The following is a 22,079-nucleotide window of genomic DNA, read 5'->3' as shown; positions in this document are numbered from 1 at the left end:
AGGACTACGGTTGCGCGAAGCACGACAGGGCGGGCTGCCCAGAATCGCAGCAAGGTACGTTGAAGCATAATCGGGATTGCGCGGATATCCACTGCGCCCCTGATGACGCTAGGGACGGGTAGCCTGCTCGCCAACAGGCCCTTTCAGCTCGACCTGGTTGCCATCGGGGTCATAACAGTAAAGCGACAGGCCCTCGCCCTCGGCGCCGTATCGCACTTCGGCGGCATCGACCGCAACCCCGGCGGCTTGCAGGTAGCGGGTCAACGCCTGCTCGTCGAACGGTTCGATACGCAGGCAGAAGTGATGCAGGTTACGCCCGCTCTCGCCTGCCGCAGCACCGCCCGGGCGTCCCAGCTCACCGTCCAGGCTCACCAGATCGATCATCGCGGTACCGGCGGCCAGATGGACCATGCCCAAGTCCGGCCGCTCCTTGCTCACCCGGCAGCCAAGCACGTCACGGTAAAAGGCGACACTGCGCTGAAGATCGCGCACTCGCAGCACCAGATGATCGATATGACGAATGGCAAAGGGACGCATGGGGGCAGCTCCTGGTCGTCGCTTCGAAAGGGCATCGCAGCACCATAACCGATCCCTCGCAGACAGGACAATTCACGATCAGGTGCTAGCCATCTACAGGCGCGCGCGCCCTGCAAGCCAGCCTTTCGGCGCGGAAGGGCATCAGCGGTTTCTGTCGCACACGAGGCGGCATACAACGCGCTGCGCGATGAGCAGACCAGCGTCGAGCGCGGCCTGTTCGACAGCCTGACCCGTGAGGTCGAAACCCCCTGACGCTGTCCACCCTCACTGGCCGCGCAAGTCCTCGAAGAAGGCTTGCCGGCCCTGTACCTGGCTGGACGCACGATGCAGCGCCGCCGCCTCGCCGCTGACAGCGTCCACATGCCAATAGCAGTGCCTGATCGCCCGCGTCACCCCGACGTAGGCCAGGCGCTGCGCTTCGTCTTTCTGCGCGCTGTCGAACGGCTGTGCATCCCCGGTACGCCCTAACCCGGCCATGCGATACACCTGGTTCTTGTAGGGTGAACTGGTCAGGTACTGACAATCACCGAGCATGAACACGGCATCGGCCTGCAGGCCCTTGGCGCTGTGATAGGTGAGCTGACGCAGGCGACGCTGCTCAGGTGGCAAGCTCGAATCAACCCTGACAACCGTTTCTATATGTTTTGAAATCAATAACTTATCGCTGCTTTTTCGAAACAACATCATCACCGTTTCGCCCCGTTGGTAATGCTCGATCAGGGTCTGCCCGAGAGCGGCTTCGTCGCGCTCGAACACCTTGACTGGCGACAGTGGCAGCGCGGCGGCGCCACCGCAGGCCCTGGCTTTCTTGCCGTTGATCGCCGTTGTACCGCGCACAAGGTGTTCGGCCGCATCGATGATGTGCTGCTGGCTCCGGTAGTTCTCGACCAGCATCACCCGGGTATTGGCCGGTGATGGGAAGGTCTTGCCAAACTCCATGAAGTACTTCGGAGAACTGCCGCGCCAGCCATAGATCGACTGCCAGTCATCACCCACGCACATCAACGACGAATGCCCGGCGTTGCGCCCGGTATGCATGCCAGGGCCACGCCTGCGGATCTCGCCCAATGTAGCGCGCAGCCAACTGACGATCTGTGGCGAGACATCCTGGAACTCATCGATCATCAAGTGCGCCAGCGGGCGTAGCAGCGGGTCTGGCAACAGTTGCAGGTTCTCGGGGTTGTTCTCGCCGAACAGGGCGAACATGCGGTTATAGGTCATCACTGGCGGCGACTGCCCAAGCAGGTGAGCTTCCAATGCCTTCCAGTACAGGGCCAGGGCTTCGAAAAACGGCGCATCGCTGTCGCCTGGCGCAAAGCTCATGCGAGCCACGGCGCTCCCCACCTCGAGCCCCAGGTTCTCGATGAAGCTCGCCGCACCGACGAAGGCATCGAGCAACGGCGCAGGAGCCAGTTCGCCCTTGACCTTGAACTCGAACCCGGGCCCCGCCACCGCATCACCCGCCAGCGACGCGGCGAGACGTTTTGCCGAAGTATAGTTATCAAGCCAAATCAATGGCTTATCACAGAAAGCTTGAAACAACGTGCGCTTTACAGCCCACTCGGCACGCACCGACAGCTTGGCGTTGGCACGCTGGTACTGGGCGCTTTCCGACGGATCGAAGCCCAGCACCACCCAGGCATCAAGCCCTTCGAGACGCCCGTGCACATGGAAACGCTGGCCACGGATCTGCACGGTTTCCCGACAGGGCTCGATGCCCTTGATCGGCCAGGCGCCCGCAGCGAACCACAGGTCTTCGATCACGTCGCACAGTTCTTCGTCGCGCTGGGCAGCCAGTTGAGTCACCTGCACGCGCTTCTGCACATCGGGATGATCCGGATCGAGGGGCTTGAGCTGCAGGGCCTCGCGGCGCATCGTCGCGACCAGTTCGACAAAGCGTGGGCTGTCACGCAGCAGGTCGCTATAACACAGATTGAGCTGGTGGCGCTGGGCATCGTTCAGGCGCAGGTCGAAAGGATTACCTTCGCTCTCGGCTTCGCTGCCAGCCGGTAGGTCGTTACCCAGTGTCTCGAATGCGCGCAGTTGGGAGAACCCCGGCAGGCTGCGCACCAGCGGCAGGATGCGCGAATGGAAGGTGCGAACCAGGTCACGAGCACGGGCCGGCGGCAGGTCGATCTGCCAGATGGCGAAGACCTGCACCAGCCGCTTGATGAAGTCCTTGCGCGACTCACGCGTGAAGGTGACCACGGTCATGGCGTCCAGCTCGAAGCCCAGGTAGTGGCGCAGCAGCAGGATACGCAGCACCAGCGAAGTGGACTTGCCGGCACCGGCACCCGCCACCACGCAGGTAGATGGCGTGTCGCTGAAGATCAGCTTCCATTGCGCGGCGCTGGGCTGGGCGTCGGCAGGCAGGCGCTGGACGACATCGGCCTTGAAGCGTTTCTTCAGCTCCGCTGTCAGCGGCAGGCGCCAGTCGTCGAACAGCTTGTCGTCCTGGCCTGGTACTGCAGCGCTGTCAGGGCGGCTGTCGCGGATCACCAGGACCTGCCGCCCGGCCTCGTACCCTTCGGCACGGCCACGTTCGTAGCCGTCACGCAGGCCATCGGCGTGCCCGCTGCGTTGGCCGGTGGCGTGGCCGAGGAACCATGAGTCGCGGTGCTGCGCCTGCAAACGGCTCAATCCTCGCCCAAGCAGGCGTGCGGCCAGGCGGCGCAACCAGGGTAATTGCGCGGGCGGGGTCAGGTCCGGTGGCGCCGGGGGCTGCTCGAGAGACACGGTCACTCCATTGCTAGTCGAATCAGTGGAGCATGTTCCACCGAACTGCTGAAAAGTGCCAGCTAATGCTTGCAGATCATGGGATTAGGCGATGAAACGCAGAAAGTACCATAACGAAAAACATCTATTTATCAGATAAAAAAAAGCCGATATTTACGCTTATTTTCGATACTTGAAAAAGGCATCATGAGCCCATTCCCATCTACCGAGGACCCTGATCATGCTGCAACTGCGCCCCTTCGAAAGCCTCGGCCATGCCAACCACGGCTGGCTGGACGCCCATCATCACTTTTCCTTTGCCGAGTACTACGACACAGAACGTATGCACTGGGGCAACCTGCGCGTGTGGAACGACGACCTGATCGCCGCCGGTAGTGGCTTCCCGCCGCATCCGCACCGGGACATGGAGATCATCACCTACGTGCGCGAAGGTGCAATCAGCCACCAGGACAATCTGGGTAACAAAGGCCGCACCGAAGTCGGTGACGTGCAAGTGATGAGTGCGGGCACGGGTATCGTGCACAGCGAGTACAACCTGGAGAAGGTCGACACCCGCATTTTCCAGATCTGGATCGTGCCGGACAAGGTCGGAGAGGCGCCGTCCTGGGGCACTCGGCCCTTCCCCAAAGGTGACCGCGGCGAAGGCTTCGTGACCCTGGCCAGCGGCCGTGTCGAGGACCAGGACGCCCTGCGCATCCGCGCCGACGCCCGGCTGGTGGCCGCGACCCTGCGCGCCGGCGAGAGCGCCGAGTACCGCTTCGATGCCGGACGACGTGGCTATCTGGTTCCGGCCAAAGGCGTGGTCGAGGCCAATGGCGTGCGCGCCAAAGCCCGGGACGGGGTTGCCGTGGAGGGTGAAGAAGTGCTGCGCGTCACGGCGCTCGAGGACAGCGAGATTGTGCTGGTGGACGTGGCCTGAGGCAGATGACCGAACCGTGCTTTTCGCGGGCTGGCCCGCAAAAAGCACGGTTCGGCATGCGCGTAGGCAATCAGCTGATGGCCGCATCCACCAGTGCCTGGGCCTCTTGCACCAGGCGCTGCAGATGCGCCTCGTCAATGAAGCTTTCGGCGTAGATCTTGTAGATGTCCTCGGTACCCGAAGGACGCGCGGCAAACCAGCCATTGGCGGTCATCACCTTCAGGCCGCCGATGGCCTGGCCGTTGCCCGGTGCGTGGCTGAGGATCTGCTGGATCGGCTCGCCGGCAAGCTCGGTGGACTTCACCTGCTCAGGCGCCAGCTTGCTCAGCAGCGCTTTCTGCCGCGCATCGGCCTTGGCCTCGACGCGGGTGGCGTAGGGCTTGCCCAGGGCTGCGGTGAGATCGGCGTAGGCCTGGCTCGGATTGCGTCCTGTGCGTGCAGTCATCTCGGCCGCCAGCAAGGCGGGAATCAGGCCATCCTTGTCGGTCGCCCAGACGCTCCCGTCCAGACGCAGGAACGATGCACCGGCACTCTCCTCCCCACCAAAACCGAGCGAGCCCTCGAACAAGCCCTGGGCGAAGAACTTGAAGCCCACCGGCACTTCATGGAGCTTGCGCCCTAGCCGCTCGGTAACCCGGTCGATCATGCCGCTGCTGACCACGGTCTTGCCGACAGCGGCGTCGTTGCGCCACTGCGGGCGATGGCGGAACAGATAATCGATGGCCACGGCGAGGTAGTTGTTCGGCTGCAGCAGGCCGTCACTGGTGACGATACCGTGGCGGTCATGGTCCGGATCGCAGGCAAAGGCCACGTCGAAACGCTCGCGCAGGCCGATCAGGCCCTGCATGGCGTGTGGCGACGAAGGGTCCATGCGAATCTGCCCGTCCCAGTCGACGGTCATGAACCGGAAAGTCGGGTCGACCTCGGTGTTGACCACTTCAAGGTTCAACTGGTATCGCTCGGCAATCGCCGACCAATAGCGCACGCCCGCGCCACCCAGCGGATCGACACCCAGGCGCAGGTTGGCATTGCGGATGACCTCGAAATCGATGACGTTTTCCAGGTCTGCCACGTAGCTGTTCACATAGTCGTGACGCTGAGTGGTGGCAGCCTGCAGAGCCTGGGCGTAGTCAATGCGCTTGACACCCTCAAGGCCTGCGGCCAGCAGTTCGTTGGCCTTGGCTTCGACCCACTTGGTCACATCGCTGTCGGCCGGGCCACCATTGGGCGGATTGTATTTGAAACCACCGCTCTGGGGCGGGTTGTGCGAGGGGGTGATGACGATGCCGTCGGCCAGGCCCTGTTGACGCCCGCGGTTGTAGCACAGAATCGCATGGGACACCGCCGGGGTTGGGGTGTACTCGTCGTCCTTGGACAACCGCACCTGCACGCCATTGGCCGCCAGGACCTCCAGCGCGCTGGCGGTGGCCGGCGCCGACAAGGCATGGGTGTCAGCCCCGATGAACAGCGGGCCATCGATGCCCTTCTCCTGGCGGTACAGGCAGATCGCCTGGGTGATCGCCAGCACATGATGTTCGTTGAAGCTCAACTCGAACGAGGTGCCTCGATGTCCGGAAGTGCCGAAGGCCACGCGCTGCGACGCGACCGTAGCGTCCGGGCGACCGGTGTAGTAGGCGGTCAACAGGCGGGGAATATCGACCAGCACGCTGGCCGGAGCCGGCTTGCCTGCCAAAGGACTGAGCGTCATGCAAAACCTCGAGTTCAACGGATGTAGATGTTGGAACGCGCAGTGTACTGGGAGTTGCAACGGCGCGCGATGGGGCTGGCTCAGTTGATAGCGGTCTGCCACCAGATGGGAAACATCTGTTGCACCCGCGGCTCCTTGAAACGCTCATCGATCAGGAACAGCACGCCACGGTCCTGGTCGCCGCGAATGACCCGACCGGCTGCCTGGATCACCTTGCGCACGCCAGGGTACAGGTACGCGTAGTCGAACCCGCTGCCAAACTGCCGGGCCAGACGTTGCTTGAACTGTTCGTTGACCGGATTGACCTGAGGCAACCCCAGGGTGGCGACAAAAGCACCAATCAGCCGGGTGCCTGGCAGGTCTACCCCTTCAGCGAAGGCCCCACCCAGCACGGCGAAGCCTATCCCTCGCCCATCCGCCACGAAACGCGCCAGGAATCCCTCGCGTGCGGCCTCGTCCATGCCCGGCGCCTGCCGCCAGTACGGCACTTCGGGATAGCGTTCGGCAAACAGGGCCATCACCTGCTCCAGGTATTCGAAGCTGCTGAAGAACGCCAGGTAGTTGCCCGGCTGACGCTGGTACTGCTCGCCGATCAGCCCGACGATCGGCGCCAGGGACGCTTTGCGCTGCTGAAAACGGGTCGAGACCTCACTGACGATACGCACCTGCAGCTGCTCGGCACGAAATGGCGCGGCCACATCCAGCCAGGCGGTATCTGCCGGCATGCCCAGCAAGTCGGCGTAGAACCGTCGTGGCCCCAGCGTCGCCGAAAACAGCGTGACACTGCGCGCCGCAGCCATGCGTGGGCCGAGCAGGCGCGCGGGCACCACGTTACGCAGCGTCAGCGTCGCCAGACGACGGCTGCGCGGGCCGTTGCGCAGGCTGATATCGAACAGGAAATGCTCATCGAACAGCTCGGCCACACGGCTGAACTGCAGAGCCTGGAAGTAGAACTGCAGAACCTGCGGCTCGATGTGCGCAGGCGCCTGCTCCATGCCCTCCTGAATCAGGCCGATGCACTGTTGCAACGCCCGCAGGAACGCCTCGGGCAGTTGCTCACTCGCCTGGTACGGTGCCACCTGAGCCTTGTACAGCGCATTCCACTGGCGATTGAGACGATCCAGTGCACCGTTCAAGCCCGCCGGCTTGGTCTTGCGCAAGGCCAGCAGTTGCCCTTGGTCGAGGCTGGCGCTGTACATGGCGCGGCCGCGTTCCACCAGGTTATGCGCCTCGTCCACCAACACGGCGACTCGCCACTGGTTGAGCTGGGCCAGGCCGAACAGCAGCGCATGGGCGTCGAAGTAATAGTTGTAGTCAGCGACCACCAGATCGACCCAGCGCGCCATCTCCTGCCCCAGGTAGTACGGGCAGACCTGGTGTGCCAGCGCGACCTCGCGCAACCCGGCCCGGTCGAGCAACACCACCTGAGAGGCCGCTTCGCGAGCCGCTGGCAGCCGATCGTAGAACCCCTTGGCCAGCGGGCAGGACTCGCCATGACAGGCACTGCCCGGGTATTCGCAGGCTTTGTCCCGAGCGATCAACTCCAGCGCTCGCAGGCTGGGCTGTGCGGTGGTGTCGGTGATCTGACGCAGTGCATCGAGCGCCAACGCCCGGCCTGGTGTCTTGGCGGTAAGGAAGAACAGCTTGTCCAGTTGCTGCGGGGCCATGGCCTTGAGCAGCGGGAACAGGGTGCCGAGCGTTTTGCCAATACCGGTGCTGGCCTGGGCCATCAGGCAGCGACCGGTGGCCACCGCCTTGTACAGGGTTTCTGCCAGTTGGCGCTGGCCCTGGCGAAACTGTGGGTAAGGGAACGCCAGCCCCTGCAGGTCGTTGTCCCGCAGGCGCAGCCGTGCGGCCTGGGCCTGTGCCCAGCCAAGAAAGCGCTGGCACAAGGCCTCGAAGAACTGCTGCAACTGTGCGGCATTATGCGGTTCGCTGAACAAGGTCTGCCGGTCGCTGTCGACATCCAGGTAAACCAGCGTGACCTCGATCCGCTCCAGCCCACGCGACTGGCACAATAGCCAGGCGTAAACCCGGGCCTGCGCCCAGTGCAATTGCCGGTGGTTGTCCGGCTGGCGGTCGAGACTGCCACGGTGAGTCTTGATCTCTTCCACACGATTACGCAGCGGGTCGTAGCCATCGGCTCGTCCACGCACCCGCAATCCCTGGTACTCGCCCTCCAGCGATACCTCCGCCTCGTAGCCAGGCCCGCGTCGGGCAACGACCCGCCGATGGCCATCGATGCCCTGCTGGGCGGTGGGCGACGGCGTAAAGCGCAAGTCCAGGTCGCCGACCTTGGCAGCAAACTCACACAGCGCACGCACCGCCACACTCAGACTCACGGCGCAACCTCGCACCACCGCACATGACATACCGCGACCGGCATGCCGTGCTCACGACAGAAGTCCAGCCAGCGCAACTGGTTATCCTGCAGGCGATCACCCGGCCCCTTGACCTCGATCATGCGGTAGCGCCCTTGCCCCGGCCAGAACTGGACGAGGTCGGGCATGCCTGCGCGGTTGTTGCGAATATCCTGCAGCAGGCGCTGGAAACACCGCTTCAGATGCTCGGCAGGAATGCAGGCCAAGGCCTGTTCGAGCAGCACCTCGTTCAGTACCTGCCAGAACACGAACGGTGACTGCAGGCCGTGCTTGGTGGCAAAACATTCGCGTATCGCCTGTCGGTAGCTGCCATCGTCGAGCCGCCCCAGACAGGTTTCGAACAGCGCGGCGCGGCGCGTCAGGAAATCACTGTCGTGCAAATCCTGCGGCGCCGCCTGATAAGGGTGAAAGAAAGCGCCGGGCAGTGGCGCGAAAATCGCCTCCCAGCACAGGAGGCCGAACAGGCTGTTGAACAAGGTATTCTCGACATAGTGGACCTCGCCGTCAGCGTGCGCCAAGTGCAAGCGCACCGCCTCCTCCACACCCCGTTCGGCCATTTCCACGGGCAACTCCAGTTCGATGAGCGTTTGCGCGGCAGGCGACGGGCGGCGTCGGGGCGGCCCTCCGAGCTTGCGTGCAAGGCGCGGCAGCATGCGCGCCAACGCCTGGCTCTCGAGCGGATTGGCCACCGTCTGGGCCATGTGTGACGCCAGTGCCTGCGCCCTCTGCCACTGCTCGCTGCGCTCGAGCACGCGCACCTGACGAATGCGCGCCTCGGGGTGGTCGAGCCCATCGTAGACGCTCAAGGCCAGGTCCCACTGCCCAAGCCGCTCGCAGCGCTGGCCAATTGCAAACAGCAGACGTGCACGACGCCGGGCCAGCCAGGGGTTGGTGCTGTCGACCCGTTCCAGTGCCTGCAGCAACGTACTCGGCGCCTCTCCCTGCTCCAGACGCTCGACGCAAGCATGCAAGGTCATCGCCAGATCGACCTCATCGCGCTGGCGCAAGGCGCGTGAATCCGCACTGAAGTTCACCTGCTCGTAGCGCAGCACGCCCAGGTCGGCCAGTACGAACTCCGACCAATCCTGATAAAGATTGCCAAAGAACAACAGGCGCAGGCGGTCGCACAGGGGTTGCAGGCGCCATTGCAGGATCTGCACCGGCGCCTGCGCGAACCAGGCAGAAAGAGGCCTGCCCGGCAGATCCAATGGCCGCAGCGTGGCCAGCAACTGGGTCTTGGTCGCGCGAGGATGGGCCAGGTGATCGGCAAAACAGGTGAGCAGTTCGTCCCGGCGCAACAAGGCGAACAGCTGTTCCAGACCCAGTACCGGCCTCGGGCAGACCCATCCCAGGGTGAGCAAAGGCTGCAAGGCCGCGTCCGTGTCGCCGATCTCGGCATACTCGAGCCGGTCGCCGCGAAACAGCTCGCCTTTGCGCATGACCATACGCACCAGCAGTGCCTGCGTCGGCTGGGCTAGCCCGCTGAAGACTCGGAGAAAGTCTTGCTCGTGCGAGTCAAGGATATCGGCGTATCGGTGTTCGACCCACCTCAGTACCTGGCGGAAGTTATGCAGGTAATAGAGCGGATCTTCGACGGAATGGGCAATCACGGCATGGCGTCGCAGGCTGGCATGAGCACTGGTTATACATACAGATACAGCCGCCTGGCAAGCGCGCCGGATCGACGGTCAGTCCGACCTGTCCTTTGCGTTGGCACGCAAGCACTGCAACCGCTGTCCGAGTTCCCCGAGTGCATCCTCCAGCTCGCCTGCATCGTCCCCCTGCCAGGCCAGCAGCAGGTGGCGATCGTAACTCTCTTGCAAACTGAACAGATTTCCAGGCGCCGCCAGCAGCGCCGGGGTACTCGAGGCCTCCAACAACTGACGCACATCCACTGCCAAGTCCAGGCGACACCAGAGCACGCGTCCGCCTTCAGGCACACTGAACGCCAACAGGCTGCCCAGATGCTGTTCGACGGCGTGGCATAAAATCGCCATGCGCAACTGCAGCCGGTCGCGCATTTGCTGCAGATGGCTGTCCACATCGCCTCGGGTCAGCAGACAGGCCACAGCCTGTTGGCGCCGAGGGGGCAACACAAAGCTGCGGCGCACGAAAGCCTCACACACTGCTGGATGCCGACTCAGCACATAGGCATAGGGCGCTTCGGCACCGATCATTCCTTCCAGCGAACCCATGACCAGCAGCCAGTGCGGATCGACCCAATCGCGCAGGCGTGTCGCAGGTGGCGCGGCAAAACACTGCTCGCTATCCAGGTCATTTTCCAGCAGCCATGCCGGATATCCCGCGAGCAGACGCGCCACTTCACGCTGTTCCTCCAGCGACATCAGGCGTCCGGGAGGTGTCGCCAGACACGACGGCATGAGCAGCAGGCGCACGGTTTCGCGCTTGAACAACTGCGCCAAGGTACCCAGGTCCAGCCCCCCCTGGTTATCCAACGGCCACTCGATAACCCGCACTCCCAGCTGTTGCAGGACCTGCAGCTGCTGCCAGCAACAGGGCGTCGCCACCAGCACCGTGCCCCCCTGCAAGTCCAGTGCAAGCAGCAATGTCTGCAGCAGCGCCTGGACATCCGTCGCCAGATGCACGTCCTCAGCCCGCCAGAACTGCCTGGAAGAACGGGTATGGCGGGCCGCCAGCGCACTGCGTAACAGCGCGTTGCCGGACTGCGTCGTCGCGGATTGACGCGCCAGACGCCGCTCATGCGCCAGCAACAGCGGCTCGAGCGCCCCACATGGCAATGGCGGGAGAATGAACGGTGCGCACTGGCCAGATCTGGCAATTGCCCTCGGCGCACTGGCACGTCCATCGACCGGCACCAGTGCAAAATATCCGGACTTGGGCACCGAATGTACCCGTCCCTCGCGCTCCAAGAGGCTGTAGGCGTACTGCACCGTGGCCAGGGAAACCCGCAGGCGCCGGGCCAGGTCACGCAGCGATGGCAAGCGCGGGTCCCCTCCCTCGCACGCATGGCTGATCAGCGTTTCGAGGTAGCGATAGACCGTTTGATAGGCGAACTCGCGCCGCACGGAACGCCCCATCAACTGGCGGCCTGCGCCATCTCGGCCCGGGGCGAGGGGCGCCCCAGCAATCGCAACCGCACATCGCGCCGTGTCAGCTTTGCCATCAGGCGAGATGCCGTCTGCGGCAGCTCACCCGAATAAATGACCCGCAGCTGTGCCAGGCTCAGCCCGCTGGTGCCAATCAGCCAATGGACCACGGCTTCCGGGCAGGGTTGCCCCTGAAGCGCGCGGTGCAGATAGGGCAGTGCGACACGCATGGCCGGGTGGCAACGCTGCAGGAATGCCGGCAATCCACGGCCTTGCTCGGCGAACGGGGCGTACAACAGACAGGTCAACTGGTTGTCGTCGATCGCAAAGGCCTCCTGAAACAGATGCCTGCCCTCCCCCGAACGGACGGCGTCGCACTTGCCCAACTGCCATTGATCACGCAGCCGCTGCAGGTGTGTCAGGTACATCGGGTCGAAAAACACGCCCAGCGGCTCTTCACAAGCCGACACAGGCAACTCGATACCCAGCATGTGAAACAACGTGTCGTCCGCTCGACTGTCGTTGATCAGATCATCGACCGCGATCACTCGCAAGGTTGCCTCGCACTGGCATGACGGAACTCTTGCCTCGGTATGCTCCGTCGGCTTGGCAGCCAGCGTTCGCAGGCGCCCAAGCGTTTCGCACAACACCGCTGCGCACTGGTGTATGGCATGGCTTCCGCGCTCGCCGGTCAGGCGCATGAGCGTGCGACTCCACGCCAGGTACCGACGCCGCTGCCGCACCGGGATCGCCGTGACCAGCGCGCTGGGGAGCGTCCCTTGGGACAGGACGCAGCGCAGCGTCTCGGCCAGTTCAAGGTACAAACGGCTGCCTAGCAAGGATTCCGGGCACCCGGCAGCAAGATGACCGAACGTCAGCAGCGCCTCGCGCCCCAGCGGTGTGCCGGCAACTGTCGCGGCGTGGCGGCTGAAAGGCTGCAGTTGTTGGCCGCCAGCCAGCAGTAACTCCACACGGGGGTCATCCTGCAGAAACAGTGCATTGAAGGTGCTCTCCAGGCCGCGAAGCACTGCTGCCCCCGGTGCGGGCTGGCACGCGACCACTACTTGCAGGCGAAAGGTATCGGGCGCTCGCAGCGCGATGCTCAGTTGCGCAGCACGTAAAAATGCCAGCAGGCGTGTGTTACATCGGTCATGCCCGTGTATGACCAGCACGCGAAAGTCCCCGATGTACTCCACGCCACCTGCCGCCACCAGCAGACGCTGGATCAGCAATTGCACGCAGGCCCGTTGCGCCTGGGACATATGCTCCAGCAGACGATCCAGAACCTGCTGATATATGTAGTGCATGGCCTGCTCATGGATATTACTCATATAGCCCACTCCATTCCTTGAGCACAAAGAAAGCCGGCATTAACCGACATAAGAAACAAGTAGCGATTCACTTCAAAGAACTTTCCCACAAACCATTAGGAGATTTCTAAGCAACAACAGGCCGGCATTCATTGGAAGCAAAGGCATTTACCATGCCCCTGCATGCGCCCTGTGCCTCACCAGCAGTGGCCACGTACTTGATTCCGCCGAGCCGCGCCAAGTATCACAGCGCCATTATCGAGGGTTGTCGACTGAATAAAAGATACAGATCCTGGTAAAAAAACCATTCAGTAGAGCAGCATTGATCTACAGACAATAAAGAAAAACCCAAGCATGGAATCATGGCCGCAGTGGCAATTAACCGTCGTTGCCGCGGCAGTGTTATTACGTCGGATAGTTATTAATTTTTTGTAGGAAATATCAGAAAAAAACCGGGCCTAAGCCCGGTTTTTCATGCAACTCGACGCGCTGGAATCACGCAGATCCCATGTCCAGCACAATCCGCCCACCACATGGGCATTCATCCATCAGGCGATGGGCCTCGACAACCTGCTCGAACGGGTAGACCTTGATGATCTGTGGCGTCAGCAGCTTGTCGGCGGTGAACTGGTTGATGTCTCGCAACGCCCGCTGCAGCGCGACCTGGTCCTGGGCAATACCCAGCTCCGGCTTGCCGGTGAAGTTGCCAATGCAGTGCACGTAGAACTGGATGTTCTTCTGGAATGCCGCACAAGCCGGGAATGGCGTCTGGTTACCACCCTGCAGGCCGTACAGCACCAGGCTGCCACGCGGCGCAAGCACATCGCCGAGCAGCGACATCTGCGGCCCACCCATGCCGTCCAGGACCATGTCCACGCCGCGGCCATCGGTGTATTTGCCGACCTGCATCAGCAGGTCCTGCTCCTCGGTGACGATCACCTTGTCAGCCCCCAGGCCCAGCAGGTATTCACGCTGCTCCGGCTCCTTGGTGGCGGCGAACACCTTCAGGCCCAAGGCCTTGCCCAACTGCACGAAGGCGGGCCCTGCGCAATGGCTGGCATCGGTAACCAGCGCCGTCTGACCAGCCTTGGCCCGCGCCAGGTCGACGTAGGCGAAGTAGGCAATCAGCAGCGGTGTGTAATGCACGCTGGCCTCGACCGGGGTGAGGTGCTCGGGATAGCGGGTAATGGCCGTGCGGGGGAGCACGATCACATCACCATAGACCGGATGCTCATTGGGGCTGGTCGCCGGGAAACTGGCGACACGGTCGCCCACGACGATATCGTCGACACCCTCCCCGACCTGCGTGACCACCCCGGCCATTTCGTGACCGATCCCTGCCGGCAGGCGCGCCTGCGACGGTGCCAGGTTCTGGCGCCAGAGCACGTCATACCAGCTCAGGCCGATGGCCTCGACGCGCACTTGCACCTCGCCCGCTGCGGGAGACGGCTCGGCCTGCTCCTCGCAACGGAGCACATCGGCCGGGCCGAACTTGTGGAAACGGATCATGCGGGACATCGCATACCTCGCCTTTGTGAACCTCGTATTACCACGGACTTTATCCGGGCTTTGCACGTTAGACCATCAGTGGCCGTTAATAGTCGACATGCCTGTCATTGATTGGGCTACGGGCAAATCGCTGCATTGGCCCCCGTAAACCCGTGCAGGGTAACAGCCTTTGGCCTTAATATTCACCCCGACCCACCTGAGCAAGGCGAAACGCACCGATGAATCGTAACGACCTGCGCCGCGTAGACCTCAACCTGCTGATCGTGTTCGAGACGCTCATGCATGAGCGCAGCGTAACCCGTGCAGCCGAAAAACTGTTTCTCGGCCAGCCGGCGATCAGTGCGGCACTGTCACGTCTGCGAAACCTGTTCGACGATCCACTGTTCGTCCGTACCGGGCGCAGCATGGAGCCCTCGGCTCGCGCCCACGAGATCTTCGCCCTGCTCTCCCCGGCCCTGGATTCGATCTCCACCGCCGTCAGCCGCGCCGCTGACTTCGACCCAGCCACCAGCACCTCGGTCTTTCGCATCGGTCTGTCGGACGACGCCGAGTTCGCCTTGCTGCCGCAGTTGCTCAAGCGCATCCGCGCCGAAGCGCCGGGCATCGTCCTGGTGGTACGGCGGGTCAACTATTTGCTGATGCCGACGCTGCTCGCCTCTGGGGAGATTTCGGTGGGTGTGAGCTATACCGCCGACCTCCCGGCCAACGCCAAGCGCAAGGTGCTGCGGCGCAGCAAGCCGAAACTGCTGCGCGCCGACAGCGTACCGGGCAACATCACCCTCGACGACTTCTGCGCCCGTCCGCATGCACTGGTCTCGTTCGCCGGCGACCTCTCCGGCTTCATCGACGAAACCCTCGAGGAAATCGGTCGCAAGCGTCATGTGGTGCTGGCCGTGCCGCAGTTCAACGGCCTCGGCACCCTGCTCGCCGGCACCGACATCATCGCCACGGTACCGGACTATGCAGCAGAAACCCTCACCGCCACCGGCGGCCTGCGCGCCGAAGACCTGCCATTGGATGTGCGTACCTTCGAACTGCACATGGCTTGGCGCGGAGCGCAGGACAACGACCCGGCGGAGCGGTGGTTGCGGTCGCGGATACAGATGTTCTTCGGGGATCCTGACAGCCTCTAGAGGACAATGTCACCGCGCATGCGCTTCGTGCTCTTCTGGGCCGTTGCCAAGAACATCTGGTGATGTACTCGTGCAGAGAGGTGACAGAACCACTCACCAAACAAGCCATTGAGGCCATGCGTAAGTATCACTAGCGGGGCCAGGAGTTCTACCCAAGCCAGGGCGGGCATTGATCGGCTTCGATGCCGCCCGTTGGTTGACGTGCCGCGAGCCGCCAGGCTATGGCCTTCTGAAGCCGAAAAAAAGGCCCGCAGCGAGGCGGGCCGAAGACCTGATGTGGAGAGTCGAACCAACTCTACAACTGTTCTGACGAACGCAATCATCAATGGTTTTGCATATCCGCGTCCCCTCCGACGGGCGGATAACGCTTGATTGCCGCGGCATGGGTTGCGCTGGCGCGCTAACCGTCCCCTAGTCGGCCAAGTGCTGCAGTCTGATGAAAGTGGGGGGCAGAGGCAGATGCTGAAGCCCCCAGTAGAGGATCTCCTCCCAGCGTTGCTGGCATTGCAAAATGCCCGTCCAGATTAAAGACCGATCAGATGGAGACTACCTGAGCCGTTGCGCAGCTCGAGCTCGGCAAGCGGCTCCAAACGCCTCGAAAATCGCGCGATATTGCGGATAGAACATCACCTGCCACTCCGGATGCCATTGGACCCCAAGGGCGAATGAGCGACTGTCTTCCACCGACAACGCTTCGACGAGGCCATCCATTGCCACAGCCTCAATACGCAAACCTTCACCGACCCGTTCTATACCTTGCCCATGTACCGAGTTGACTTCGATCACCTCGGGAAACCCCAACCCGTGTAACACCCCACCTGATCGTACCGTGAGCCTGTGAGCGGGCGCGTACTGGTCTTCAATAGGTTCGTTGCTTGGGGGCTCATGCTCTACCCCTGGTTGATGGAGCTGCTGAACGAGCGTGCCGCCGAACGCCACATTCATCTCCTGAAAACCCCGACACACGCCTAGCACTGGCAGTCCTTCTTTTACTGCAGCACGCCAAAGCGGTAGCGTGAGGTGATCACGAGCAGCATCTTTTTTAGTACCAGGCGGGCTCGGGGGGCCATCGTAATGATGAGGCTCGATATTGGACGGTGAGCCGGTGAAGAACAGCCCATCCAGTCCATCGATTATGTCTGCGATGTTCAGCAACTCTGGAAACATCGGCAAAATCAACGGTAATCCATTGGCAGCAGTGGCTACTGCCCGGGCATTCTTGTCGTCATTCAATTGCACTGCATGCGGGCCGACCTTATAACTACAGGCCGTCACCCCGATTATTGGCAGCCGTGACATCTTCTCCCCCTAGTCATGTCTCCTGTCGGTGCAGCCGGTGCGCATGGCTGCCCTCTAGTAATCAGCACCGGCAATTGCTTTGAGAAAGGCCCTGTCTGCGAGCTTGCGCAGGTCTCGCCATTCGCGCCAGTCCACCAATCCAAGGCGGTCCATTTCGTCGGCTTGACGCAGCAGTTCTTCATGATGGGTGCTGGGGCAATCACGTCTTTGCTCCACGTCGTCGTAACGCAGAAACCACCTATTGATCGCAACGAGTCGGCGCTCTTCCTGGTCTATCTGTCCGCTGATCGCGTTCATGCTGATAACCCGTCAGGGTTGCTAGTAGTGTCCTGGCGATGTGCCGGGCTTGTGGTCATGCACGACACGCTGAACTTGCACATCGGTGAACGATGACGCTTCGTTACGATGCAAACCCTGCAAATACTCGCGCGCAGCCTCGCGAGTAAGGCCCGCCTGCTGACTGCGAAACTCGCAGGTGTCGGGTTGGCTATCGAAGATGTAGCTGATCAAGTACAGGTATTTGGCCATTTTGAGGATCCCACGGCAGAGATAGAGTGAGACGCGATCTACTGGGTTGAGCCTGACGCAGTGGCATCCGTTCACCCCGATTGACGATTGGCGTATCCGCAACGGTTCCACGGGCCGTACGTGCGTGGTTCATTAGAGCTATGGCTTTCAGCCACCAACGGCGACTCGGTCCGCAGCTTCATGGCTTCAAGTACGAGCGATCGGGAGCTGACAGCTCTACCGAAGCAGGGCCGTCACCACCATCAACGGATTTTCGACGTACTCCCACGCCTCCCCTTAATTCCAAGGGGCCCGCCGTCTGGTCCACCCGACATATTGAAATACTTATTGGTGGATAGGCGTGTTGAAGAAAGAATTGGGTGCAAAGCGCAATCAAAAACGAACGGAACACGCGAGAAAGTTCAGATCGGCTACGCAAATAAGCCCACCCAAATAGTTTGCGCGCCAAACCATTCGTCAGGCCACTTGAACACGTGCTGGCGACAGAAATTCTCAATTACTCTGGCATAACGGAGAACTATCATGACTCAGCCTACCGAGAACCTTCTTGATTGGTTGCGCGACGCCCACGCAATGGAACAGCAAGCGGAAAAAATGCTTAAAGCACAAGCGGAACGGCTGGAGCATTACCCAAAATTGCGCGAGCGTATTGTTCAGCACATCACCGAAACCGAGGGGCAACAGCGATTGCTAGTTGAGTGCATTGAACGGTTGGGAGGAAGCACCTCAACCCTGAAAGATCTGGCAGGAAAGCTTATGGCGTTTGGACAGGCTGTGGGCGGCATGACGATGAGCGATGAAGTGGTCAAGGGCGCGATGTCCGGTTACGTATTTGAAAATCTGGAGATCGCTTCTTACACCGTGCTTATTGAAGCGGCTAACTTCTCCGGTGATGAGCTGACCGCAGAAGCCTGCCGGTCGATTTTGAAAGAAGAGATCGCCATGGCTGACTGGTTAAGGGAGCACCTACCCGAAATAACTCGAGCGTTCCTTAGCCGCTCGGCTACACCCGGGGAGGAAGCGAAACGGTGAGCAGCGCTCACGGCCGCATGCTCTTGCGTGCGGCCCAACACACCAATTTAAGGGCCGAAGATGAGAAGCTCAAGAGGATATGGCGCCGGCTTGAGCATAGTTAAAAAGGCATGCAAAATTGCACACTGGTAATGCAACATAAATAATTAAGCTCCCAATTAAATGCCTGCATCACCGCCCGTTTGATTATTACCGGTGCGAGGCCAAGGGCAGAAAAGCTCCGAGCATGTTCAGCACTCCTTGAATATACAAAGACTGGCACTGCCAAGCCGCAGTCCTGTAGCGAGCATGCTCGCTCTTACAGCCGTGTGTGTTCCCGTTGCAGGGTCGTGCATTAAGTTTTATTCGGCAGAGAAGCACCGCGGCCCGACGCGACGAGATCTTCTGTTGCGTGTATCGCAATGTATCCACGCAGCCCTCCGATACAGTCCCCGTAATTTCCCAGCTTCCCCGAACACAAGGTAGATACAAAGCTGCGCTGAACTATGCAGGCTGTTTGACCCTTCTCGGGCTGCCTCAGCCGGCAGCCGTTCGCTCCTGATTCCCAAGGGGACCACAATGACAACGCCTGTTCCTGATTCCACCCTCAATGTCACGCCGGTCGACCGCCTGCGGGTCGATCAATACACCCATGGAATCATCGGGCCGAGCCTGGCTATGCTCGGCCCGCTGGCTGATGGCGGCACCCTGATCACCGGCACGCCGCCGGGCTGCTGGGGACCGATGATCACTCCGGCTTTCGAGGGCGGCCATGAGGTGACGCAACCGGTGGCCATTGACGGCGCTGAAATCGGCGATGCCGTGGCGATCAAGATCAAAACCATGCGCGTCACCTCCCTGGCCACGTCGTCCGGGGTCATGTCGTTCGTCGAGGGTCGCTACAATGGTGATCCGTTCGTTTCCAAGTTCTGCGCCAATTGCGGCACCGAACACCCGGCCAGCCATGTCGAAGGCATAGGCGAAGACTCGATTCGCTGTAACCACTGCGGCGCCGAAGTCAGTGCGTTCCGCTTCAGCCATGGTTACGTTATCGTGTTCGATGCGCAGAATCAGGTCAGCCTGACGGTCAATCAGGACATCGCCAATCGACTGGCCGGCAAGGCGTCTGAAATGTCAGCACTGCCGAAATTCGCCGCCCAGCATTCGATCCTGTCCCTAGCCCGCGCCGATATCCCTGGTGTCGCCGCGCACATGCGGCCGTTTCTCGGCAATATTGGCACCCTGCCGTCGCGAGACTTGCCCGATTCCCATAACTGCGCGGATTTCGGCCAGTACCTGATCAGCGCCCCGCACCGTTTCGGTATGACAAGAGAAGAGCTGCACGCGGCCAAGACCGATGGCCACATGGACACCAACTCGGTCCGCGAGGGTTGTGTGCTGATCTGCCCGGTGAAAGTGCCGGGCGCCGGGGTGTACATGGGCGACATGCACGCCCAGCAGGGCAACGGTGAAATTGCTGGGCATGCCACCGATTGCTCCGGGGAAACCGAAGTGGTGGTGGAGGTGGTGAAGAACCTGACGCTGGAAGGTCCGATCCTCCTGCAAAACATCGATGATCTGCCGCCGATGGCGCGGCCGATGAATGCCCGTCAGCGCGCTGATGTCCGTGCGCTGAGCGAGCACTGGGGCCAGCAGGAAATCGAGCAGAGCGGTCCGATCACCTTCATAGGCAGCGGCGAAAATCTCAACCTGGCTGTGGAAAACGGCCTGCAGCGCGCCGCTAATGTCACTGGCCTGCCGTATGACGAAATACTTAATCGCGCGACCATCACCGGCTCCATCGACATCAGCCGCCTGCCCGGTACGGTGCGCGTGACTTTTCTGTGCCCCATGAGCGTGTTGGAACGCATGGGCATCGCTCATCTGGTGCGTGAGAAATACGATTTGGCGTAATGGCCTAGTCCGAGGCCGAGCCGTTAGCGCCCGGTGATACCGATTCATTGCTGGAGCGTCTGTTGACGGTATCGCCCCAAGGCCTACCCCTTGGCATCAAGCGTGTCTGATCGGCCCGGTGACACACAGACTTGCCAGGCAGATCAAAATCGAAACCAACTGGATACGCTAGTGAAATTGGCTGGCGCCCTACCCTGATATTCAGAGCTTGCTGACATGATCATTCGCTCGAAACTCAAGACCGCACGCATCCCCACCGGCTGGATATCAGCTCTCGCCTTGATCGCACTCCATTCCCAGTTTTCAGCGGCTGCGACTTCACCTGCGGGCGATGCGGTCGTGACAACCACAAACGCGCCAGCCGCCATAGGGCCCTATTCACAAGCGATTCGCGCTGGAGATACGCTTTATCTTTCTGGGCAACTGCCAATTGACCCGGCGACCGGAAGCCTGCCTATAGATGACACTATCGAATCACAGACTCGGCAATCACTGGAAAACATCAAATCCATTCTTGCAGTCGACGGGCTGAAGATGAGCGACATCGTGTCCACCACCGTCTACCTCACGGACCTGGAAGATTTTGGCAAAATGAACGAGGTGTATGGCACCTATTTTTCAACTGCCTATCCCGCCAGGGTCACTGTTGGAATCACACGCCTGCCGAAAGGGGCGAAGGTCGAGATCGCATCGGTTGCAAGCCGACATAAATAATCCAAGGCCGAGCCAAGGAGCTCGACCTTCACCGCTTTAGCTGTCTAACTGTCAAGGCTACAGCCATGCCGAAGCGGCCCGTTCGAAAGGCTTCTTCGAGTCGGCACTGCGCCGATGGGTTAATCAGCTTCAGCAGGAGCGCGGCGGCGTTCTTTGCCGAGTTGGGCACAATGTCGATAGCCTGGTAATGGCGGTCATCACACTGGGTCTGGCCCCCTGGTTCAGCCAGCCCAGTACCGAAGACCCCGGAGAATGATACGGGATCATTTCACGCCGGCGTGGGTTCGTTGGTGAACTGGTCCACGACCTTCACCAACCCCTGAACAGCCATCATCACCAACTGCCGGCCCTTTTCCGGCGACGCCTGCCCTGGGTCAGACCCCATTCGCCCGTCCGGGTGGCGCGCGCGAAAATCCAGCGCCTCGCGGATGGGACCCCAGTTGGCGATCTGGGGTGCATAGTCGGCTGTCTTGATACACGCTGGGTATGCCCATTGGGTCACGGCAATTTCCGACGGCGTGGCATGGATGCCATGCCCGGTCGGGAACTGTTCCTTGACGAGCGCTTCCACCCCGTCCAGATCCCACCAGTTGCACAGCTTCAAAGCAAACCCTGCCGGTCGGCCGGCAAAGCTGGCCTCGGTGTAGATTTCCGAAAACGCCGCCTCGATCGAGGCCACGTTGCCGCCATGGCCGTTGAGAAAGAGGATTTTCTCGAAACCATGCACCGCCAGCGAGCGGATCCAGTCGGTGATAGCGGCAATGAAGGTCGATGGTCTGAGCGAGATCGTGCCGGGGAAACCGAGATGGTGCTGGGCCATGCCGATGTTGAAGGTCGGGGCGATAAGGATGTCGGCCGTCTTCTGCGCCTCAAAAGCGATGATTTCCGGGCACATCCAGTCGGTACCTAGCAGCCCCATCGGCCCATGCTGCTCGTTGGAGCCGATCGGGATGACGATGGTTCGGCTGCGCTGTAGGAATCGTTCGGTTTCAACCCAGGTCGATTGATGTAGGAGCATCTTGGTTTTCTCTTGGGAAAGGTGGTTGACCGGTTACGCCTGCCCAGTGATAGCACCCTCACACCTGGCCCGACAGCATACGAAGGTATCGATGCCGCTCCCGCAATCCGCGGCTAATAACAGCTAACAGCAAATAACGGGCAGTCCGCTGCCTGGCGCCTCACGCTGGAGGCCAGAGTACGGATCACGAGAATTACCCATGCTGAATGTCGAAAAATTTCTGTACAGCGCACGCACCCAGCCCTGCTGGTGCAGGCGGCCAACCAGAATTGCCCCTCCCCCAAGGCGACACGG

General features: G+C 61.4%; 17 protein-coding genes. 5 read left to right on the top strand and 12 right to left on the bottom strand.

Annotated elements, in window-relative coordinates; genetic code table 11:
- Window positions 1-108: 108 nt before the first annotated feature.
- Both ACNFHO_RS17475 and ACNFHO_RS17470 read right to left on the bottom strand, forming a co-directional pair.
- The gene (locus ACNFHO_RS17475; protein ID WP_416766947.1) at window positions 109-537 is read right to left on the bottom strand and encodes a VOC family protein; all 429 of its coding nucleotides are present in this window, start codon (window positions 535-537) and stop codon (window positions 109-111) included.
- A 264-nt stretch (window positions 538-801) separates the two neighbouring features.
- A complete protein-coding gene (locus ACNFHO_RS17470) occupies window positions 802-3,273 on the bottom strand; it encodes a UvrD-helicase domain-containing protein (protein ID WP_416766946.1) in 2,472 nt (823 codons plus the stop codon).
- A gap of 220 nt (window positions 3,274-3,493) precedes the next feature.
- On the opposite strand from ACNFHO_RS17470, the gene ACNFHO_RS17465 reads away from it, so the two are divergent.
- A complete protein-coding gene (locus ACNFHO_RS17465) occupies window positions 3,494-4,192 on the top strand; it encodes a pirin family protein (protein WP_063544708.1) in 699 nt (232 codons plus the stop codon).
- A gap of 70 nt (window positions 4,193-4,262) precedes the next feature.
- Here the strand turns inward: ACNFHO_RS17465 and pgm are convergent, their stop codons facing one another.
- The 6 genes from pgm to ACNFHO_RS17435 all read right to left on the bottom strand — a co-directional run bounded on the left by pgm (window position 4,263) and on the right by ACNFHO_RS17435 (window position 14,177).
- Window positions 4,263-5,900, bottom strand: coding sequence for a phosphoglucomutase (alpha-D-glucose-1,6-bisphosphate-dependent) (gene pgm, locus ACNFHO_RS17460; protein WP_416766945.1), 1,638 nt, complete (start codon window positions 5,898-5,900; stop codon window positions 4,263-4,265).
- Between the two features lie 80 nt (window positions 5,901-5,980).
- Window positions 5,981-8,242, bottom strand: a complete 2,262-nt coding sequence (locus tag ACNFHO_RS17455) for an ATP-dependent DNA helicase (RefSeq protein WP_416766944.1) — start codon at window positions 8,240-8,242, stop codon at window positions 5,981-5,983.
- Entirely contained in the window at window positions 8,239-9,891 is a 1,653-nt protein-coding gene (locus ACNFHO_RS17450) for a VRR-NUC domain-containing protein (protein ID WP_416766943.1), read from the bottom strand. The genes ACNFHO_RS17455 and ACNFHO_RS17450 overlap by 4 nt, the downstream gene beginning before the upstream one ends.
- Before the next feature lie 78 nt (window positions 9,892-9,969).
- Window positions 9,970-11,340 carry an aminotransferase class I/II-fold pyridoxal phosphate-dependent enzyme gene (locus tag ACNFHO_RS17445; RefSeq protein ID WP_416766942.1) on the bottom strand — a complete coding sequence of 457 codons (1,371 nt, stop codon included), beginning with the start codon at window positions 11,338-11,340 and terminating at the stop codon, window positions 9,970-9,972.
- Window positions 11,340-12,680, bottom strand: coding sequence for a hypothetical protein (locus ACNFHO_RS17440; RefSeq protein WP_416766941.1), 1,341 nt, complete (start codon window positions 12,678-12,680; stop codon window positions 11,340-11,342). Before ACNFHO_RS17440 ends, ACNFHO_RS17445 begins: the two co-directional genes overlap by 1 nt.
- 474 nt (window positions 12,681-13,154) lie before the next feature.
- Window positions 13,155-14,177, bottom strand: coding sequence for a zinc-dependent alcohol dehydrogenase family protein (locus ACNFHO_RS17435; protein ID WP_372820973.1), 1,023 nt, complete (start codon window positions 14,175-14,177; stop codon window positions 13,155-13,157).
- Window positions 14,178-14,386: 209 nt separating this feature from the next.
- Here ACNFHO_RS17435 and ACNFHO_RS17430 point away from each other — a divergent pair, with 209 nt between their 5' ends.
- Window positions 14,387-15,301, top strand: coding sequence for a LysR family transcriptional regulator (locus ACNFHO_RS17430; RefSeq protein ID WP_416766940.1), 915 nt, complete (start codon window positions 14,387-14,389; stop codon window positions 15,299-15,301).
- Window positions 15,302-15,847: 546 nt separating this feature from the next.
- On the opposite strand, the gene ACNFHO_RS17425 is transcribed toward ACNFHO_RS17430, so the two are convergent.
- Genes ACNFHO_RS17425 through ACNFHO_RS17415 form a run of 3 tightly spaced genes read right to left on the bottom strand, consistent with a single transcriptional unit; the run spans window position 15,848 to window position 17,128 of the window.
- The gene (locus ACNFHO_RS17425; RefSeq protein ID WP_416766939.1) at window positions 15,848-16,600 is read right to left on the bottom strand and encodes a gamma-glutamyl-gamma-aminobutyrate hydrolase family protein; all 753 of its coding nucleotides are present in this window, start codon (window positions 16,598-16,600) and stop codon (window positions 15,848-15,850) included.
- A 54-nt stretch (window positions 16,601-16,654) separates the two neighbouring features.
- Entirely contained in the window at window positions 16,655-16,897 is a 243-nt protein-coding gene (locus tag ACNFHO_RS17420; protein ID WP_414155371.1) for a hypothetical protein, read from the bottom strand.
- 21 nt (window positions 16,898-16,918) lie between these two features.
- The gene (locus tag ACNFHO_RS17415; protein WP_416766938.1) at window positions 16,919-17,128 is read right to left on the bottom strand and encodes a hypothetical protein; all 210 of its coding nucleotides are present in this window, start codon (window positions 17,126-17,128) and stop codon (window positions 16,919-16,921) included.
- 522 nt (window positions 17,129-17,650) lie between these two features.
- Between ACNFHO_RS17415 and ACNFHO_RS17410 the strand changes: the two genes are divergently transcribed.
- From ACNFHO_RS17410 to ACNFHO_RS17400, 3 genes are all read left to right on the top strand, one after another.
- Window positions 17,651-18,160 (top strand): ferritin-like domain-containing protein, encoded by a 510-nt coding sequence (locus ACNFHO_RS17410; protein ID WP_063544688.1) that lies wholly within the window; start codon window positions 17,651-17,653, stop codon window positions 18,158-18,160.
- Window positions 18,161-18,718: 558 nt separating this feature from the next.
- The gene (locus tag ACNFHO_RS17405) at window positions 18,719-20,053 is read left to right on the top strand and encodes an acetamidase/formamidase family protein (protein WP_416766937.1); all 1,335 of its coding nucleotides are present in this window, start codon (window positions 18,719-18,721) and stop codon (window positions 20,051-20,053) included.
- 282 nt (window positions 20,054-20,335) lie between these two features.
- On the top strand, window positions 20,336-20,767 hold the full coding sequence (locus ACNFHO_RS17400; protein ID WP_416767049.1) for a RidA family protein: 432 nt from the start codon (window positions 20,336-20,338) through the stop codon (window positions 20,765-20,767).
- Window positions 20,768-21,035: 268 nt separating this feature from the next.
- On the opposite strand, the gene ACNFHO_RS17395 is transcribed toward ACNFHO_RS17400, so the two are convergent.
- Complete coding sequence (locus ACNFHO_RS17395; RefSeq protein ID WP_112898114.1) at window positions 21,036-21,785, bottom strand: creatininase family protein; 750 nt, start codon at window positions 21,783-21,785, stop codon at window positions 21,036-21,038.
- Window positions 21,786-22,079 lie beyond the last annotated feature (294 nt).

Source organism: Pseudomonas sp. NY15374, assembly GCF_048068255.1.
Classification (GTDB): Bacteria; Pseudomonadota; Gammaproteobacteria; order Pseudomonadales; family Pseudomonadaceae; genus Aquipseudomonas; species Aquipseudomonas machongensis.
This window is presented reverse-complemented; position numbering and strand designations above follow the sequence as displayed.

Bases quoted from the DNA above. Each gene is read 5' to 3' on its own strand.
- ACNFHO_RS17475 (WP_416766947.1), bottom strand. From the start codon at position 537: ATGCGTCCCTTTGCCATTCGTCATATCGATCATCTGGTGCTGCGAGTG.
- ACNFHO_RS17465 (WP_063544708.1), top strand. From the start codon at position 3,494: ATGCTGCAACTGCGCCCCTTCGAAAGCCTCGGCCATGCCAACCACGGC.
- pgm (WP_416766945.1), bottom strand. From the start codon at position 5,900: ATGACGCTCAGTCCTTTGGCAGGCAAGCCGGCTCCGGCCAGCGTGCTG.
- ACNFHO_RS17445 (WP_416766942.1), bottom strand. From the start codon at position 11,340: ATGGGGCGTTCCGTGCGGCGCGAGTTCGCCTATCAAACGGTCTATCGC.
- ACNFHO_RS17440 (WP_416766941.1), bottom strand. From the start codon at position 12,680: ATGAGTAATATCCATGAGCAGGCCATGCACTACATATATCAGCAGGTT.
- ACNFHO_RS17435 (WP_372820973.1), bottom strand. From the start codon at position 14,177: ATGTCCCGCATGATCCGTTTCCACAAGTTCGGCCCGGCCGATGTGCTC.
- ACNFHO_RS17430 (WP_416766940.1), top strand. From the start codon at position 14,387: ATGAATCGTAACGACCTGCGCCGCGTAGACCTCAACCTGCTGATCGTG.
- ACNFHO_RS17425 (WP_416766939.1), bottom strand. From the start codon at position 16,600: ATGTCACGGCTGCCAATAATCGGGGTGACGGCCTGTAGTTATAAGGTC.
- ACNFHO_RS17420 (WP_414155371.1), bottom strand. From the start codon at position 16,897: ATGAACGCGATCAGCGGACAGATAGACCAGGAAGAGCGCCGACTCGTT.
- ACNFHO_RS17415 (WP_416766938.1), bottom strand. From the start codon at position 17,128: ATGGCCAAATACCTGTACTTGATCAGCTACATCTTCGATAGCCAACCC.
- ACNFHO_RS17410 (WP_063544688.1), top strand. From the start codon at position 17,651: ATGACTCAGCCTACCGAGAACCTTCTTGATTGGTTGCGCGACGCCCAC.
- ACNFHO_RS17405 (WP_416766937.1), top strand. From the start codon at position 18,719: ATGACAACGCCTGTTCCTGATTCCACCCTCAATGTCACGCCGGTCGAC.
- ACNFHO_RS17395 (WP_112898114.1), bottom strand. From the start codon at position 21,785: ATGCTCCTACATCAATCGACCTGGGTTGAAACCGAACGATTCCTACAG.